At 55.9% G+C, this 15888-nt stretch carries 18 protein-coding genes; 10 read left to right on the top strand and 8 right to left on the bottom strand.

Features of this window, described 5'->3' with window-relative positions; genetic code table 11:
* The first annotated feature begins 572 nt into the window (after positions 1-572).
* Together AAAB35_RS14175 and AAAB35_RS14170 are read left to right on the top strand one after the other, a co-directional pair.
* A complete protein-coding gene (locus tag AAAB35_RS14175) occupies positions 573-1667 on the top strand; it encodes an alkene reductase (protein WP_340668923.1) in 1095 nt (364 codons plus the stop codon).
* Between the two features lie 166 nt (positions 1668-1833).
* Entirely contained in the window at positions 1834-1992 is a 159-nt protein-coding gene (locus tag AAAB35_RS14170) for a hypothetical protein (RefSeq protein WP_340668922.1), read from the top strand.
* Positions 1993-2293: 301 nt separating this feature from the next.
* On the opposite strand, the gene AAAB35_RS14165 is transcribed toward AAAB35_RS14170, so the two are convergent.
* Positions 2294-2770 carry a host attachment family protein gene (locus tag AAAB35_RS14165; RefSeq protein WP_340668921.1) on the bottom strand — a complete coding sequence of 159 codons (477 nt, stop codon included), beginning with the start codon at positions 2768-2770 and terminating at the stop codon, positions 2294-2296.
* 200 nt (positions 2771-2970) lie between these two features.
* Between AAAB35_RS14165 and AAAB35_RS14160 the strand changes: the two genes are divergently transcribed.
* From AAAB35_RS14160 to bfr, 7 genes are all read left to right on the top strand, one after another.
* Complete coding sequence (locus AAAB35_RS14160) at positions 2971-3150, top strand: hypothetical protein (protein WP_340668920.1); 180 nt, start codon at positions 2971-2973, stop codon at positions 3148-3150.
* 101 nt (positions 3151-3251) lie between these two features.
* Positions 3252-3614 (top strand): putative quinol monooxygenase, encoded by a 363-nt coding sequence (locus tag AAAB35_RS14155; RefSeq protein ID WP_340668919.1) that lies wholly within the window; start codon positions 3252-3254, stop codon positions 3612-3614.
* A 101-nt stretch (positions 3615-3715) separates the two neighbouring features.
* Entirely contained in the window at positions 3716-3946 is a 231-nt protein-coding gene (locus AAAB35_RS14150; RefSeq protein WP_340668918.1) for a hypothetical protein, read from the top strand.
* Between the two features lie 325 nt (positions 3947-4271).
* The gene (locus AAAB35_RS14145) at positions 4272-4517 is read left to right on the top strand and encodes a hypothetical protein (RefSeq protein ID WP_340668917.1); all 246 of its coding nucleotides are present in this window, start codon (positions 4272-4274) and stop codon (positions 4515-4517) included.
* 189 nt (positions 4518-4706) lie between these two features.
* Complete coding sequence (gene rirA, locus AAAB35_RS14140) at positions 4707-5168, top strand: iron-responsive transcriptional regulator RirA (RefSeq protein ID WP_340668916.1); 462 nt, start codon at positions 4707-4709, stop codon at positions 5166-5168.
* Positions 5169-5733: 565 nt separating this feature from the next.
* Positions 5734-6045 (top strand): (2Fe-2S)-binding protein, encoded by a 312-nt coding sequence (locus AAAB35_RS14135; protein WP_340668915.1) that lies wholly within the window; start codon positions 5734-5736, stop codon positions 6043-6045.
* Positions 6011-6496 carry a bacterioferritin gene (gene bfr, locus AAAB35_RS14130; protein ID WP_340668914.1) on the top strand — a complete coding sequence of 162 codons (486 nt, stop codon included), beginning with the start codon at positions 6011-6013 and terminating at the stop codon, positions 6494-6496. Before AAAB35_RS14135 ends, bfr begins: the two co-directional genes overlap by 35 nt.
* 61 nt (positions 6497-6557) lie before the next feature.
* On the opposite strand, the gene AAAB35_RS14125 is transcribed toward bfr, so the two are convergent.
* The 6 genes from AAAB35_RS14125 to AAAB35_RS14100 all read right to left on the bottom strand — a co-directional run bounded on the left by AAAB35_RS14125 (position 6558) and on the right by AAAB35_RS14100 (position 13108).
* Complete coding sequence (locus AAAB35_RS14125; RefSeq protein WP_340668913.1) at positions 6558-7625, bottom strand: BMP family ABC transporter substrate-binding protein; 1068 nt, start codon at positions 7623-7625, stop codon at positions 6558-6560.
* A 52-nt stretch (positions 7626-7677) separates the two neighbouring features.
* On the bottom strand, positions 7678-8598 hold the full coding sequence (locus AAAB35_RS14120) for an ABC transporter permease (protein ID WP_340668912.1): 921 nt from the start codon (positions 8596-8598) through the stop codon (positions 7678-7680).
* A gap of 1 nt (position 8599) precedes the next feature.
* Positions 8600-9691: an ABC transporter permease gene (locus tag AAAB35_RS14115; protein ID WP_340668927.1), complete on the bottom strand. Its 1092-nt coding sequence runs from the start codon at positions 9689-9691 to the stop codon at positions 8600-8602.
* A gap of 2 nt (positions 9692-9693) precedes the next feature.
* The gene (locus tag AAAB35_RS14110) at positions 9694-11277 is read right to left on the bottom strand and encodes an ABC transporter ATP-binding protein (RefSeq protein WP_340668911.1); all 1584 of its coding nucleotides are present in this window, start codon (positions 11275-11277) and stop codon (positions 9694-9696) included.
* A 116-nt stretch (positions 11278-11393) separates the two neighbouring features.
* Positions 11394-12371, bottom strand: coding sequence for a quinone oxidoreductase (locus tag AAAB35_RS14105; RefSeq protein WP_340668910.1), 978 nt, complete (start codon positions 12369-12371; stop codon positions 11394-11396).
* Entirely contained in the window at positions 12371-13108 is a 738-nt protein-coding gene (locus tag AAAB35_RS14100) for a phosphatidylcholine/phosphatidylserine synthase (RefSeq protein ID WP_340668926.1), read from the bottom strand. The genes AAAB35_RS14105 and AAAB35_RS14100 overlap by 1 nt, the downstream gene beginning before the upstream one ends.
* Before the next feature lie 181 nt (positions 13109-13289).
* Between AAAB35_RS14100 and AAAB35_RS14095 the strand changes: the two genes are divergently transcribed.
* Positions 13290-14492, top strand: a complete 1203-nt coding sequence (locus tag AAAB35_RS14095; protein ID WP_340668909.1) for a UbiH/UbiF family hydroxylase — start codon at positions 13290-13292, stop codon at positions 14490-14492.
* Here the strand turns inward: AAAB35_RS14095 and AAAB35_RS14090 are convergent, their stop codons facing one another.
* Positions 14493-15839: an Nramp family divalent metal transporter gene (locus AAAB35_RS14090; protein ID WP_340668908.1), complete on the bottom strand. Its 1347-nt coding sequence runs from the start codon at positions 15837-15839 to the stop codon at positions 14493-14495.
* Between the last annotated feature and the right edge of the window lie 49 nt (positions 15840-15888).

The following is a 15888-nucleotide window of genomic DNA, read 5'->3' as shown; positions in this document are numbered from 1 at the left end:
CCGCCCCCGTATAAAACACTGACATTGTTTCCTCTTCACTGGTTGCTCGCGAGATCGCGAAAAGAGAATTCGAACTGCAATTGCAGCACAAGACCAGCCAACGTAGCCAGATTGCACTTTGCTCACTACACATCCGTTCGGTGATTTAGTTTGCGAGATCCCGCCGATCAGGAGAAAACCAATCTACTCCGCCCCCTTACACGATCATTCGAGTAGTGATTGAGACGTGAGCTAAGATATGCCCCCGACGTTTCGAAAGAAACTCATTCTCCCAACCGTTGTTCCCGCGCAAAATTCTACCGAAAGGCGGCACAAATTCGTAATCTCTATCGTATTAATCGTGTAACGAATGTTCGAAGATTGGGAACCAAGAACGGAGAGACGGTCCTCATGGCTTCCACCGATTATACGCCGCGGAGCACCACCATTTGGCATGATCGCCGTGTTACCAGGCAACGAGCGACGGTGATCCTGCTTTTTGGGACAGCATTCGCCTTCCATATAGCGATTCTGCTCAACCTGTTGCCGTCCTGAGAAACCCGCCATTTCTTCAGTTCAATCTCAATGTGACGATGTCCACTGTCAGCCTGTTTACCCCGATCGAGTTCGGTGATCTTTTTCTCCCCAATCGTATCGTCATGGCCCCGATGACGCGCCGGCGCGCGCTCTATGGAAAGATCCCCGGCGAACTCAACGCACTCTATTACAAGCAGCGTTCGAGCGCCGGATTGATCGTTTCGGAATCGGTAGAGGTCGATCCATTCAGCGCGATCGATGTGCCGACCCGCCCCGGACTTACCAATGCCGCACAGGAAGCCGGCTGGCGCCTCGTGACGCATGCTGTGCATGCTGCTGGCGGCAAAATCTTTGCGCAACTATCACATATGGGCCGCACCGCCCACCCCTCGCAATTGCTGGAGGGGCGCCAGCCGGTCGGACCGTCGGCACTTGCAGCTGCAGGAACTGTCTATACTTCAACAGGTCCGGAGTCCTATGCTACGCCGCGCGCTCTCGAAATACCGGAAATCGGAACGATTGTGTCCGCGTTTGCCAGTGCCGCCCGACGGGCGCGTTCCGCGGGTTTCGACGGCATCGAGATCCATGGCGCCAATGGATATCTGATCGATCAATTTCTCCGTGACGGCAGCAACACTCGGACCGATCGTTATGGTGGCTCGGTGGAAAACCGAACCCGTTTCCTGCTTGAGATCGTTGCTTCGATCGGCATGCACTGGCCCGCCAACCGCATTGGGGTCCGACTGTCGCCGACGAACTCCTATCAGGGCATGAGCGACAGTGATCCGCTCGGCCATTTTTCCGAGATTGCAACATTGCTAGACCCGCTTGGGCTAGCATACCTTCATATCGTGGACCCCGCAGTCCAGACTTCGGGCCAACCGGTGACACGACCGGCCATACGCAGTTCGTTCGGCGGAACGCTTATTGTCGCAGGTGGCTACGAGCGCACCAGAGCTGAAAAAGTCCTTGCGTCAGGCGGAGCAGATCTCGTCGCCTTTGGCGAGGCTTTCATCGCCAATCCTGACCTGCCGCACCGCTGGCGCCAGCATGCAGCCCTTAACGTGGCTGACAAGTCGACCTTCTACACGCCAGGGGAACAGGGTTATACCGACTATCCAAGCCTGAGTTGGAGTTTGAGTAGAAAATAATTTTTTGGAACCGTTGGAACCAAATTGGGCTCGCTGCATTTCATGAGAACTGGTTCCCCCAAACCAGCCCTTGGCTAACCCACAAGCCAACATGGCCCAATCCTCACGCCCCTTGAGGATTGGGCTTTCTGCATGTACCGTCCCCCGGCACGAGTGGAGGTGGAAGATGTCAATTGAAAATGCCAGGCATGCGATCGAAGCCGCGATCCATAGCGGTGATTTCAAAGGCATGGGCGTTGCTGTATTCAAGGCAATCAATGCCTTGGAAGAAAGAATTAAACATCTGGAAGAAGAGATAGAGCGCCTAAAGCGGAAATCGGAATAGCGTTATCAGCATCTATTTCTTGAATTTCGCGATACTTGTGGTAGCATCTCCATAAGTTGAGTGTAGCGGTGTCTTGAGCCTGAGCCGCACTGAAACGATGCGAGATATTTTTATCCAGAATCCAGTTTGCTAGAGCCAAATCAAGCCTCAACCCGCGAAACCCCTACCCGTTAAGGCAGGGGTTTTGCTTGTGTAGACAGACCGGGCAAATTTGGGATATTCCCAGCGACTTCGATCTCGTTCTATTGATCTGGAGCCCACTCCGGGGCCTGCATCGGTTGGCGCTAAGGCCGAAACACACTCAGCTTTCCTCCAATATCGCCTGGATATCGGTCGTCGAATGGTTCGTCAGCGTTTTCGGAATCTCCACAACGATCCGATCTGAGACCTCCTTGTGGAATTCCTGGCGCATCTCACCCAGCATGAGCGGAGGGGCGACGATAACCAGCTTTTCGAATTCGCCCTTGTGTGCGTGGGCATAAAGCGTATCGGCGATTTCCTTGGCAAAACGCTTCTTCGCCATTTCATGCCAATCGGTATCATCAACCGCCGCTCGACCAAGGCCGGGTCCACTGGAAAAGCGCCCCGGTTTGTCCGTGCCCTGCTCGCGTGTGGCAGGGTTTGGCTGGCTCAGTTGGTGAATTATGCCAAGCTGGACGTTATTCATATCGTTCTTGTTGCGCAGAAAAAGTGCCTTTTCTCCATCTGCGACCAGAACCCAGGTGTGGCGGTTCAAAATGACATTCACCATCTCGGACTCCGACTGATATGTTGTCATCTGTATATCCTTTTTACTGGAGTTTCGTGCGGTTGGAAATGTGCACAATGACCAAGCTGCTACGTTAGTATCAAACTGGGCGAGTGGTGCGGCGAAGATGAAAGGTCAACGGTCGGCGCTCCTCAAAGTTCCCGCTTCTTTTACGCAGCCGCTATCTAGTGGTACGGCGCGTAAGCAATTGAAAAGGAATGAATGAACCAATGAAGATCGCTCTCACTATCGCTTCGGTTCTCCTCATTATCATGGGCGCCATCTGGGCGCTGCAGGGTCTCAGCATCATCGGCGGGAGCTTCATGGTGGGGCAGACGCGCTGGCTCTATATCGGGCTGCTGACGATGGTCATCGGCGCTGGCCTGCTGTTCGTTGCGAGAAGACGCTGATGCAAGAAAAGCCGTTGGTTAGAGCCGTTCGTTTCTCCTTGCGTCTGGATTTGTTCCATGACGACTGTTAGCCTCGACATAACTTGGGAGAGATCAATTTTATGACTGCATTGACCATTATCGTCGAATTCGAAACCAAAGACGGTTGCGAAGAGGAATTTACTGCGATCATTCGCGAGCATGCCCGCAGGACGCTCGAAGAGGAACCGGGTTGTTTGCGCTTCGAAGTAATCAAGCCGATCGAGCGGGATGGTACCCCTATCCCGAACAAGATAATGGTCAACGAACTCTATGCGAATGAGGCTGCGGTCACTGCACACGAGAATAATCCGCGCATGCCAAAACTTCGCGCTACCAACGCGCCTCTTCTCAAATCCAGTCGCTTGATCCTCGCACAGTCGCTGACCGCAAAGGCCGCCGAAGGTATGACGCCCCAAGAACTCAATGCCAGCAACGATGACTGAGCAGTTGCGGCCGTTAAACGAAGGTCGAATGTCGTTGCGTTCAAAATTATGCGATCGAGTTCGCTTATCCTCCGCACCTGCGCCGCGTCGAAAGTAACACCATGAAGAGAGTTGCACTGGTTCTCCTCCTGCCCTGCGCCGTCGCTGCGACGAGTTGCAGCGCCCTGCGCTGGATGAGTACGCCCCCAGCACGTACATCAAACTGCGCCGGCTGGAACAAGATACGCATCAAACCTGAGACTGCAGTTTACCTTGCCAAAAACGACTTTTCGGCCGGGATCGACATAGACTCCCATAATCTCAACGGCCAGAACAATGGCTGCTGGAAGTAACCGGCATGTTGATTGGCTAATCCTTCACGTGCAGGCCTTGAATTTCAACGACCCTGTACCTATTTCACAATCAGAAGCTCGCTTCCACCTTTGACCACGGATGTACTGGCATTGGTGTTGAGGCGGGTTCGGAAAGGTCGGGGATTCCCGGCCTTTTTTGTTGCCCATTTGCACACATTCGCGCGGCAATCGACGCCCTTTACCGTCTCCGGTTGCCTTGGAGGGTGCGAACGGTCTATGAAGGTTTGGCTATCGGCCTGAACGTTCAGTTTGGCAGCGGACGGGCGCTTCGGTCTTGAGCTGGTATTGAGAGTGGGTTGCCTGAATGGACAATTTTGAGAAGTACGCCCTGGCCATCATGGTGGTGTTTGGCGCCCTTATTATCGGCGGCCTCATGGCTGTTCATATTGCGTGGATACACAAGGCTGGCTTTCTCTTTGCGTTGGGCGCCGCAGTTGTGGTCTGGTCCGCTGGCTTCGCAGTTCTCTTTGACAAACCGCGCCTTTACGGACTGTTGTTGCTGATCGCTACCGCACTTATCACGGCATCGGTCGTCGTACTCGTTCGATAAGCCTGCCCTCCCTTCGTCGCATAATATGAAGTCAGCCTTCATATTATCGTTTACTTTATCAAGAATAATTCTAAACTGCGGGCCAGATCCAAAGTGCATGCCTGAAATCCACGGCGCTAGGCAGCTTTCGGTTTGAGGAGCTAGCTAATCGCCGCTTCGGCATCAGGTTGAAAGAGAAGTATCCCCCCAATGCGCATGACAAGACAGACGAACTATGCAATCCGCATTCTCATGTATTGTGCTGCCAATGAAGGCAATCTGAGCCGGATCGGCGAGATCGCACAAGCCTACACAGTTTCAGAGCTTTTTCTCTTCAAGATCCTTCAACCCCTCGTTGAGAATGGTTTCATCGAAACCGTACGCGGCCGCAATGGCGGCGTGAAACTCGGCAAGCCTGCCAAGGACATCACCCTTTTCGACGTTGTGCGCGTGACGGAAGAGAATTTCGCCATGGCGGAATGCTTCGAGAACGATGCTGCAGATTGCCCGCTGATCGATAGTTGTGGCCTGAATGCAGCGCTGCGCAAGGCACTCAATGCCTTCTTTGAAGTCCTCGCTCAGTACACGATCGAAGACATCGTCGATAAACGCGACGTGCGTGCCCTCCTCGGTATCGACCTCATCGAAAAGCGACTGGCGGCAGCGAGCTGATCGGCTCGCCTCCCTGCGCCGTCGACCCTGATCCGACGCGCTTTTGCAGCACCCGAGCAGCCATGATTCTGCGCGGGCATAGATATCCGGCATTGCTGTTTGAGATGAGCTGGTTGCGAAGAGACTTGTCCAGCCATCCGAGACGGTCTCGTCGCTCCCTATGAGACGTTTTGACACAGCGCCAAATTCGCTGGAAAAACGTGTGCCGCACAACCTATCGTAGGGTTAACCTGATTGAAATGGTTAGGTTATTTGTCTAGTTTAGAATTATTCTAACTACTTGAAATCACGACATAATCTAACCATATAAATTTGACAGTTACGTCATTAGCCGGTTTTATCTACTCAGCGTTACGGTGACGCATGACCTTTGATGTTTGGGCCTTGAACCCTTGCGATTGGAGGAACCATTGACTGGTTCGAAAGTATCACCCGGTTTCGGGACAGTATTTGTTGGTCTTCGCGTACAAAACGCTTTTATATCAATAGCTTATTTAAGTTTTGATGCCGACGTGGCTTTCTACGCCGAAGCACTTTCTCTGCAAGAATCTGACGTTGGCGCAAAATGCTAGTTTGCCATTGCAACATCATTACCCAAAAGGAAGTCGAGGATACTATCATTGAACTTCTCGACGCCGATCCATGGCAACTCGTTGTTCCTGCTAAGGTTTACCATGCCATGAAAAAGCGCGGACGCTGCTGTGGCTGCTTTCCAAATGTCGTTGAAACCATCATAAAGGTGACGGAAGAATATCACCTCCGCCACGGCTCAGGCGATTCTGTTGCAGTTTCGTTTATCGACCGTGTTCGGGAATTGCGTCACCAATACGGGAGTTCACGACATGAAGGGCGACAAAAAGGTCATCGAGCGGCTTAACGAAGCTTTGTTTCTCGAACTGGGGGCCGTCAACCAGTATTGGCTTCACTACCGCCTCCTCGACGATTGGGGTTACACCAAGCTCGCCAAGAAGGAGCGTGAAGAATCCATCGAAGAGATGCACCACGCCGACAAGATCATCCAGCGCATCATCTTCCTCGAAGGTCACCCCAACCTGCAGTCCATCGGCGCCCTTCGTATTGGCCAAAACATCAAGGAAGTTCTCGAAGCCGACCTGGCCGGCGAGTACGATGCAGTGAAATCCTATAAGAAGTCGCGCGAGATCTGCGACCAGCTCGGTGACTACGTATCCAAGGAGCTTTTCGACGAGCTTCTAAAGGACGAGGAAGGCCATGTCGACTTCCTCGAGACGCAGCTCGACCTCCTGAATGCCATTGGTGTCGAGCGTTACGGTCAGCTCAACGCCGCCTCGGCAAACGACGTCGATTGAATCAACACATAGACCTCATAAAAAGGGCGCCGTGGGCGCCCTTTTTATTTGCATTGCAGGCTTATTTGGGAAGCTGGTCGTCGACGCCAGCGACGTAGAAGTTCATGCTGAGAATGGACTTGTCGTCGGCGGTCTCACCCGCCTTCAGCCATTCGGTGCCATCCTGCTTCTTGATTGGGCCGGTGAATGGCTTCAGTTCGCCCGACGTGATCTTTGCCTGAGTTTCCTCGGCGAGCTTCTTTACGTCATCCGGCATATTCGTATAGGGCGCCATGACGACGAGGCCCTCATGCATGCCCTCGAATACGTTGTGTGACTTCCAGGTACCATCGAGGACCGCCTTGGCGCGCTCGACGTAATACGGCCCCCAATTGTCGACGATCGACGTCAACTGCGTTTCGGGACCGAATTTGATCATATCCGAAGCCTGGCCGAACGCCTTGATCTTGCGTTCCGACGCAACCTGCATCGGCGCTGTCGAATCCGTGTGCTGGCTAATGATGTCGACACCTTGGTCGACCAGCGCTTTTGCAGCGTCAGCTTCCTTTGCAGGGTCGAACCAGGAATTTGCCCAGATCACCTTGATCTTGAAGTTCGGATTAACCGACTGAGCGCCAAGCATGAACGAATTAATGCCCTGCACCACCTCCGGAATCGGGAACGATCCGATATAGCCGGCAACGCCCGTCTTCGACATTTTCGCGGCAATCACGCCCTGCACATAACGGCCTTCATAGAAGCGCGAATTATACACGGCTACATTTTCGGCGGTCTTGTAGCCCGTAGCATGTTCGAACTTCACCTTCGGAAATTTCTGCGCGACCTTGTTCGTCGCATCCATGTAGCCGAACGATGTCGTGAAGATCAGGTTGTTACCCGCGCGAGCGAGACGCTCGATGGCACGTTCGGCGTCGGCGCCCTCCGGCACGTTTTCAAGAAATGTCGTCTCGACCTTTTCGCCAAGCTCCTTTTCCAACTGCTTGCGGCCCTGGTCGTGCTGGTAGGTCCAGCCGAAATCACCGGGAGGGCCGATATAGATGAATCCCACCTTCAGTTTATCCTGGGCGTGCGCGGCACCCGCCAACGCGAAGCTGGCCGCCACCGTCAGCGCCATCATCAATTTTTTCATTTAAGTTCACCTCTCTGTTAATGCGATATCAGGTTTCGATTCAGGCACCGCCTTAGCGGTCCGGTACGAAGGGTTTGCCGAGCGAGGTCGGCGTATTCATCAGCGTCAACCGCTTGTTTCTGGAGATCAGCACGAGCACGACGATTGTCGCAAGGTAGGGCAGCGACGACATGAACTGCGAGGGTATGCCGATGCCAAGAGCCTGCGCGTGCAACTGGCCGATGCTCACGGCGCCGAATAGGTAAGCCCCCGCCAGTATGCGCCATGGCCGCCATGAGGCAAAAACGACAAGCGCGAGCGCGATCCATCCGCGCCCCGCTGTCATGTTCTCCACCCATTGCGGCACGTAAACCAAGGACAACTGGCCGCCGGCAAGACCCGCACAGGCGCCGCCGAACAAAACCGCAAGGTAGCGAATGCGTACGACTGGGACGCCCAGCGCATGCGCCGAGGTATGATTATCGCCGACGGCACGCAAGGTGAGGCCCGCGCGGGTCCTGAACAGGAACCAGACGACGCCGACGGTTAAAAGTATCGAGATATAGAAAATTGGATCCTGGCCGAAGAGAAACTTGCCGACGTAGGGAATATCCGTCAGTCCGGGAATATAGAGCGATGCCATCTTGACGCCTGGCAGGCCGACGAAGCTTTCGCCGATCATGGCTGAAGCGCCGAGACCGAGTAGCGTCAGGGCTAGGCCGGTTGCGACCTGGTTGGTGATGAGCGTCAACGTGAGGAACCCGAAGAGCAGCGAAAAGCCAGCGCCCGCCAGAATGGCGGCGCCCATGCCGAGCCAAGCGGAGCCGGTCGTTTGGGCTACAGCAAAGCCGCAGACCGCGCCCATGATCATCATGCCCTCGACGCCTAGATTGAGAACACCGGAACGTTCGACGACGAGTTCGCCGAGAGCGGCAATCAGGAGTGGCGTCGCCGCTGTCGCGACAGTCAGAAGAATAGCTTCGAACATCGTCATCTCAGGCACCTTTTGCCACGGTGTCGCCTAGACGCGATACGATCCGGATGCGGTAGTAAATCAGTGTGTCGCTCGCCAGTACGAAGAACAGAATAATGCCCTGAAATATGCGCGCAGATTTCTCGGATATGCCGAGTGAGATTTGCGCAGCCTCACCTCCGAGGTAGGAAAGTGCGAGTACCAACCCGGCGGCCACGATGCCCAGCGGATTGAGCCTGCCAAGAAAGGCTACGATGATCGCGGTGAAGCCATATCCCGGCGAAATGCTGGTGCGCAACTGCCCAACAGCACCAGAGACTTCGGCAATGCCAGCAAGGCCGGCGATTGCACCCGAAACGAGGAAGGCGAAGAACGTAAGGCGCCCGGCGCTGAAACCCGCGAAGCGCCCTGCCCGTGAACTGCGCCCGAGTACCTTGATCTCAAAGCCGTTGAGCGTGCGCGACAGCATGAACCAAACGACGACAGCGGCAATCAAGGCCAGAATGAAACCCCAATGGGCGCGCCCCGAATCCGCCCAGATGGCCGGCAGTATCGCGCTCTCGTTGAACTGCACCGTCTCCGGAAAGTTGTAGCCTTGGGGGTTGCGCCAGGGGCCGCGCACCAGCCAATCGAGGAAAAGCTGTGCGACATAGACGAGCATGAGGCTCGTGAGGATCTCGTTGGTGTTGAAACGAACCTTGAGATACGCCGGGATTGTGGCGTAGGCCATTCCGCCGGCCATGCTGAAGAGCAGCATCAACGGGAGGACATACCATCCCTGAAAATCGGGAAACATTACCGGAAGAATTGATCCTGCTATGCCGCCGGCGATCAGCTGGCCCTCGGCCCCAATGTTCCAGTTGTTCGAAAGAAAGCAGACAGAAAGCCCCACCGCAATGAGGATCAACGGGGCTGCCTTCACCAGGAGTTCGTGGATCGACCAGACCTCGGTCAGAGGCTCGACAAAATAGGAATAGAGCGCCGAAATCGGGTTCTTGCCAAGCAGCGAGAAAAGAACTGCACCGGCAACGATCGTGAGAAACAGTGCGATGAATGGCGATAGCGCACTGAAAAGCGCCGAATGCTGGGGGCGCCTGACGATTTCTAACCGCATCATCATGCCACCCCTGAATGTGCCACAGGTGCTGCGTGGTCGGCGCCGCCCATCATTAGACCGACACGCTCCCGGTTCATAGCCTCGATGGGCACGGATTCTGATAGGCGCCCATGCACCATTGCGGCGATCCTGTCCGAAATTTCGAAAAGTTCATCGAGGTCCTGGCTGATGACTATCACAGCCGAACCGCTCCTCGCGAGGTCCACCAGAGCCTGGCGGATATGTGCGGCCGCCCCGGCATCGACGCCCCATGTCGGCTGGTTGACGATCATGACCGAGGGGTTGCGATCAAGCTCGCGTCCGATAAGAAACTTCTGCAGGTTTCCACCGGAAAGCGCTGATGCGTCTGGATTTTCTGCGCTCTTGCGTACGTCCATCTGGGCGACAATGCGCTTGGCCGCCGAGGCGAGACTCGACTCGGCGATGAGCCTGAGCGCGCCGCCGGCCAGAAATACTTTCCGATCCGTCGAATGCCGTGACAGGAGGAGATTATTGGTCAGCGACATGTCGGGGACGGCGCCATGCCCGAGTCTCTCTTCCGGCACGAATGCAGCACCGAGCTTGCGTCGCGCGGAAATGCCGACCCTGCCTGCGTCCGTCCCGCGAAGCCGAATGACATCGGGACGCTCCTGCAGTACCTCGCCGGAGATCGCCTCGAACAACTCGCCCTGCCCGTTTCCAGCTACTCCTGCGATCCCGAGGATCTCTCCAGCCTTCACGGCAAGGTGAACGTCATGCAGCGGAACAGAGAACGGACCGCGCGGCTTCTGCGAAAGGCCATTGACCTCCACAAGCGGCAACGCCTCTTCGGCAGATTTTCCTACCGGATTGCGCTCAATCACGTGAATGTCGCTGCCAACCATCATCCGGGCCAGCGAGGCGGCCGTCTCCACCCGCGGGTCGCACTGGCCGACGACTTTACCGTGCCTCAGAACCGTCGCCCGATCGCATAGACGCCGCACCTCCTCGAGCCGGTGGCTGATATAAAGGATGGATTTGCCTTCGGACCGAAGCCGCTCCAGGGTCACAAAAAGCAAATCCGCTTCCTGCGGCGTCAGAACTGAAGTCGGTTCATCGAGTATAATGAGGTCCGGGTTCTGCAAGAGGCAGCGAATGATCTCGATCCGCTGCCGCTCGCCCACTGAAAGGTCGCCGACAAGTGCCTCCGGATCGACTGGAAGGCCATACGCAGCGCCTATTTCGCGCGCGCGCGCGGCGATCGTGTCAAGCGGGGTCTTTTCATCTAGCGAGAGCGCGATATTTTCGGCCGCAGTCAACGCATCAAACAAGGAAAAATGCTGGAAAACCATTCCGATACCAAGCGATCTTCCCATCGCCGGATTGGCAACCATGACGGAGTTGCCTTTCCAGGCAATGCTTCCGAAACTCGGCTGAAGTGCGCCAAACAGCATCTTCACGAGCGTTGACTTTCCAGCACCATTTTCGCCGAGCAGCGAATGAATTTCGCCCGAGCTTATCTTCAGATCAATTTCATCGCAGGCTTTGAGTGTGCCGAAAATTTTGGTTAGCTTGTTAGCTTCCAGTAGCGGTGTTTCAGAGCCGTCTATTCTTTTTTGTGTCATCGTTCCCCGCGGCCAAGACCGTTCCTGATCCTATGTCAGGGCGACCAAACTTGGAAAGTGCAAAACTCATGGTTGCGGCCTTTTGCGCACATTATTCGTGCACCCGCACCAGGGGCTTAAGGAATAAGCACTGTCGTGCCGGTCGTCTTGCGTGATTCAAGATCGCGGTGGGCGGCGGCGACATCCTTGAGAGCATAGGTCTGGCCGACTTCGATGCGGATGATCCCCTTTGCTACCAGTTCAAAAAGCTCGTTGGCGCCCTTCTCGAGCGCTTCGCGAGCGGCGACGTAGACGAACAGTGTGGGACGTGTGAGATAGAGCGAACCCTTGCGCGACAGGATACCGAGGTCGAATGGCGGGATCGGGCCTGAGGACTGGCCGAAAGACACCATCATTCCCCGCGGCCGCAAGCAATCCAGCGATCCGTCGAACGTATCCTTCCCGACCGAGTCATAGACAACGTCGACACCTTTGCCGCTTGTGAACTCTTTAACTCGCTCGACAAAATTCTCGCTGCGGTAATTGATAACGTGATCATATCCATGATCCAGCGCCAATTTGACCTTGTCGTCCGAGCCGGCGGTACCAATGACTGTGGCACCGATATGCCTTGCCCATTGGCCGGCGATCAGGCCAACGCCGCCGGCTGCCGCGTGAAACAGGATCGTGTCGCCCTTCTTAACCGGAAATGTCTGGCGCAAAAGATACTGGGCGGTCAGGCCCTTTAGCATCATCGCTGCCGCCTGTTGCAGCGGAATTGCATCCGGAACTTTTACGAGGCGGTCGGCCGGAATGAGCCGTTCTTCCGCGTAGGCGCCAATCGGGTTTGTGTAGGCCACGCGATCGCCGGCCTTCAGCCAGTCGACGCCCTCGCCCACGGCAAGTACAACGCCAGCACCTTCGTGACCCGGGATCAGCGGCAGCGGGCTCGGCGATGGATATAGGCCCGTGCGGTAATAGACATCGAGAAAATTCAGCCCGATCGCCTCATTGCGGATACGTACTGCACCGGGTCCGGGCGCCCCGACCGAAACGTCTTCGTAAGTCAGAACTTCCGGTCCGCCGACCTGATGAATACGAACAGCCTTTACCATCACGCTTTCTCCGTACGTCCCAGATTGGGGAAGAGTTGCATCACCGCGCCAATGAAGAAAAGATAGATACCTGTCACGGAAATGCCAATCCGCACCCAGAGCGGCGAATCGAGTTCCTGAAACAGCGATATCGCGCCAAAGCCGCACCAGAGAAAAAACACTGTCAGATTGAGTATTCGCAAACGCTGCACCCGCACGGGATGGAGGAAATAGATCGGCAGGAACGAGACGATTGCAGAACCGAGGACGATCGCAAAAGCCACCCATTCCCCGGGTCGCACGATGAACAGGGTGAAGACGATCATGTTCCACACGACAGGGAACCCTTTGAAGAAGTTCTCCTTGGTCTTCATGCCTGTGTCGGCGTAGTAGATCGCACTTGATACAACGATGATTGCCGCCGCGAGAAATGACAGTCCCTCACCCATGAAACCGCGCTGATAGAGCGCGAAGGCCGGTATGAGCACATAGGTCATGTAGTCGATGATATTGTCGAGAAGTTCTCCCGACCAATTGGGAAGCACGTATTTGACTTCGAGCTTGCGCGCGATTGGTCCGTCGATGCCATCGACGAACAAGGCAAGGCCAAGCCACCAGAACATGGCAGTCCAACTCTCTTCGCTCGCGGCGACGACCGACAAAAACGCCAGGAAGGAACCGGATGCCGTCAGCAGGTGTACCGAAAAGGCCTTCGCCTGTGGCGCCGTCACTTTCTTGGGCTTGACGCCCTTAGGCATGGTTGGTTTTTTCAAGGGTCCGCGCCAATCTGCTGCATCACAATTCCCCGTCCGTCGCTATATCTTAGCAATGACGAACGATTTGCGATCAGCTTTTCTTGAAATTGGATCAAAGCGCAAGCAATGAAGTTCATATAAACTGTTGAAAGCCCCAAGCGGGGCCCGCAAACGGGAGGCCGACATGACAAGCACCAGAACCGACCCTATTGTCATTGCGGGAGCCGGCCACGTCGGACTGATCGCGGCAATTGCCGTTGCCCGATCGTTTGACAATGTTATCAGCCTCGGCGTCATCCCGGAGGCCACCGACAAGCGCACCACGGCGCTGATGATGCCGGCCATCAAATTCCTTGAGAAGGTTGGCCTTTGGGATGCAGTAGAGCCTCATGCCGCGCCGATTACCACCATGCGCATCCTCGATGGAACGCAGCGCCTCATCAGGAGCCCAGCCGTCACGTTCGAAGCCAGCGAGATCGATGAAGAGGCTTTTGGCTACAATATCCCCAACACGACGCTGACCTCGGTGTTGAGCGACGCCCTCAAGCGATCGGGGGCGAAGCATATTGCGGCCTCGGCCAGTCATTACCATCCGACCGAAACTGAGGTCACTGTCGAAGCCAATGACGGCTCGACGATTGCCGCCAATATCGTGATTGCGGCGGATGGCCGTTCCTCGCTTGCCCGTGAAGCGGCCGGAATATCTGCGCGGACCTGGTCGTACAACCAGACGGCCATTGTGCTGAGCTTCAGTCACACGCGCGATCATCATGATATTTCTACGGAATTTCACACGGAACATGGCCCGTTCACGCAGGTTCCACTCCAGGGCAAGCGCTCGAGCCTCGTATGGGTGACCACGCCGGCGCATGCTGTGGAACTGCTCGAACTCACCCGCGATCAGCTTGCAATGCGGGTTGAAGAGCGCATGCAATCCATGCTCGGCGCCGTAACAGTGGATGTCGATCCGCAAAGCTGGCCGTTGTCCGGCCTCGTTCCCACCTCCTTCGCCCGCAACCGGGTGTTTCTGGCAGGCGAGTCGGCACATGTTTTCCCGCCTATTGGTGCGCAGGGGCTCAATCTTGGCGTAAGGGATGTCGAGACCCTGCTTGAGACCTTACCGACGGATGGTTCCGATCTCGGCGCGTCGCGGGTCATATCGACCTATAATCGCAAGCGCAGCCCGGACATTTTCGCGCGAACCGGTGCGGTCGACGCGCTGAACCGATCCCTCTTGTCGGATTTCCTACCTGTTCAGATGGTTCGCAGCGGCGGCCTCGAACTCTTGCGTGCCTTTTCGCCGTTGCGGGGCTTCGTGATGCGCGAAGGCCTTCGTCCGGGCAGCGGCTTCCGCTTCACGCGTAGGCCCACCGCTCCGGAGCACTAATCAGGCAAGCACAAAGTCGTAGAGAAGCTTCACGTTCAACACTGCAATCACGATTGCGATAAACATTGCAAACGTCGTTAGCCAGCGCGGCGAGACCATGGCACCCATCTTCGCCTTGCTTGCCGTGAACATGACAAGCGGGAACACGGCAAATGACAGTTGCAGGCTTAGCACGACCTGAGTGAGGACGAGCAGCTTCGCGGTTCCGCTTTCGCCATACCAGATCGTCACGATCGCAGCCGGAATGATCGCAATCCCACGCGTGATCAGCCGGCGAAGCCACGGCGCGAGCTTGATGTGGAGAAAGCCTTCCATGACAATCTGGCCGGCAAGAGTCGCTGTGACCGTCGAGTTGATGCCGCAGCACAGGAGCGCAATGCCAAACAGGGTCGGCGCAATTGCAAGTCCGAGCAGTGGCGCAAGCAGGGAATGCGCCTCACCAAGTTCCGCGACGTCAGTCCGGCCCGTATGGTGGAATGTCGCCGCGGCCAAAATCAGGATCGATGCGTTGATTAGGAGCGCGAACATCAAGGCGGCAGTCGAGTCGATCGTCGCATACTTCAACGCCTGACGCTTCTCGGGCAGTGTATTGCCGTAGGCGCGTGTCTGCACGATTCCCGAATGCAGGTAGAGATTGTGCGGCATCACCGTGGCACCCAGAATACCCAGCGCAAGATAAAGCATCTCAGGGTTGGTCACGATCTCCGTCGTCGGAGCAAATCCCCTGATCACCGCCCCCCATTCAGGATCGGCAAGGAATATCTGGATGCCAAAACAGACCGCGATAACGCCGAGTAGCGTGATAATGAGTGCCTCCACCCAGCGGAAACCCAATTTCTGCAGGTAAAGGATCAGGAATACATCGAGCGCAGTGATCAGAACGCCGATCTCGAGCGGAATACCAAAGATAAGATTGAGGCCGATCGCCGTGCCGATTACTTCGGCGATATCGGTGGCGATAATGGCGATTTCCGCGAGAAACCATAGGGTATAGGCAACAGGCTTTGGAAAGGCATCGCGGCAGGCCTGGGCGAGGTCCCTGCCCGATCCGATGGCGAGGCGAGCACACAGCGCCTGCAGGACAATCGCCATGATGTTTGAGATCAGCGCGACGACCAGAAGCGAATAGCCAAACTTCGAACCACCGGCGAGCGATGTTGCCCAGTTGCCGGGATCCGTGTAGCCGACTGCGACAAGATAGCCGGGCCCAACGAAAGCGGCAGCACGCCGCCAGCCTGGTCCACTCGACCGCACAGCGATCGAACGATGTACGTCGGACAGCGATGCCTCGCCCCGGGCATGCCGCCATCCACCGGCTGCCTGGGTGTGTTGGGCCAACTGATCCATGAAGACTCCCTAAACGCAACTGCAAATCATTCGCAACTATATATACAGA

The sequence above is a fragment of the Phyllobacterium sp. genome, from assembly GCF_037994425.1.
Taxonomy (GTDB): Bacteria; Pseudomonadota; Alphaproteobacteria; order Rhizobiales; family Rhizobiaceae; genus Phyllobacterium.
The sequence above is the reverse complement of the archived record's forward strand: the minus strand, read 5'-3'. Positions and strand labels throughout refer to the sequence as shown.

Coding starts and splice junctions, on each gene's coding strand:
- AAAB35_RS14175 (WP_340668923.1), top strand. CDS start 573: ATGTCCACTGTCAGCCTGTTTACCCCGATCGAGTTCGGTGATCTTTTT.
- AAAB35_RS14170 (WP_340668922.1), top strand. CDS start 1,834: ATGTCAATTGAAAATGCCAGGCATGCGATCGAAGCCGCGATCCATAGC.
- AAAB35_RS14165 (WP_340668921.1), bottom strand. CDS start 2,770: ATGACAACATATCAGTCGGAGTCCGAGATGGTGAATGTCATTTTGAAC.
- AAAB35_RS14160 (WP_340668920.1), top strand. CDS start 2,971: ATGAAGATCGCTCTCACTATCGCTTCGGTTCTCCTCATTATCATGGGC.
- AAAB35_RS14155 (WP_340668919.1), top strand. CDS start 3,252: ATGACTGCATTGACCATTATCGTCGAATTCGAAACCAAAGACGGTTGC.
- AAAB35_RS14150 (WP_340668918.1), top strand. CDS start 3,716: ATGAAGAGAGTTGCACTGGTTCTCCTCCTGCCCTGCGCCGTCGCTGCG.
- AAAB35_RS14145 (WP_340668917.1), top strand. CDS start 4,272: ATGGACAATTTTGAGAAGTACGCCCTGGCCATCATGGTGGTGTTTGGC.
- rirA (WP_340668916.1), top strand. CDS start 4,707: ATGCGCATGACAAGACAGACGAACTATGCAATCCGCATTCTCATGTAT.
- AAAB35_RS14135 (WP_340668915.1), top strand. CDS start 5,734: ATGCTAGTTTGCCATTGCAACATCATTACCCAAAAGGAAGTCGAGGAT.
- bfr (WP_340668914.1), top strand. CDS start 6,011: ATGAAGGGCGACAAAAAGGTCATCGAGCGGCTTAACGAAGCTTTGTTT.
- AAAB35_RS14125 (WP_340668913.1), bottom strand. CDS start 7,625: ATGAAAAAATTGATGATGGCGCTGACGGTGGCGGCCAGCTTCGCGTTG.
- AAAB35_RS14120 (WP_340668912.1), bottom strand. CDS start 8,598: ATGACGATGTTCGAAGCTATTCTTCTGACTGTCGCGACAGCGGCGACG.
- AAAB35_RS14115 (WP_340668927.1), bottom strand. CDS start 9,691: ATGCGGTTAGAAATCGTCAGGCGCCCCCAGCATTCGGCGCTTTTCAGT.
- AAAB35_RS14110 (WP_340668911.1), bottom strand. CDS start 11,277: ATGACACAAAAAAGAATAGACGGCTCTGAAACACCGCTACTGGAAGCT.
- AAAB35_RS14105 (WP_340668910.1), bottom strand. CDS start 12,371: ATGGTAAAGGCTGTTCGTATTCATCAGGTCGGCGGACCGGAAGTTCTG.
- AAAB35_RS14100 (WP_340668926.1), bottom strand. CDS start 13,108: ATGCCTAAGGGCGTCAAGCCCAAGAAAGTGACGGCGCCACAGGCGAAG.
- AAAB35_RS14095 (WP_340668909.1), top strand. CDS start 13,290: ATGACAAGCACCAGAACCGACCCTATTGTCATTGCGGGAGCCGGCCAC.
- AAAB35_RS14090 (WP_340668908.1), bottom strand. CDS start 15,839: ATGGATCAGTTGGCCCAACACACCCAGGCAGCCGGTGGATGGCGGCAT.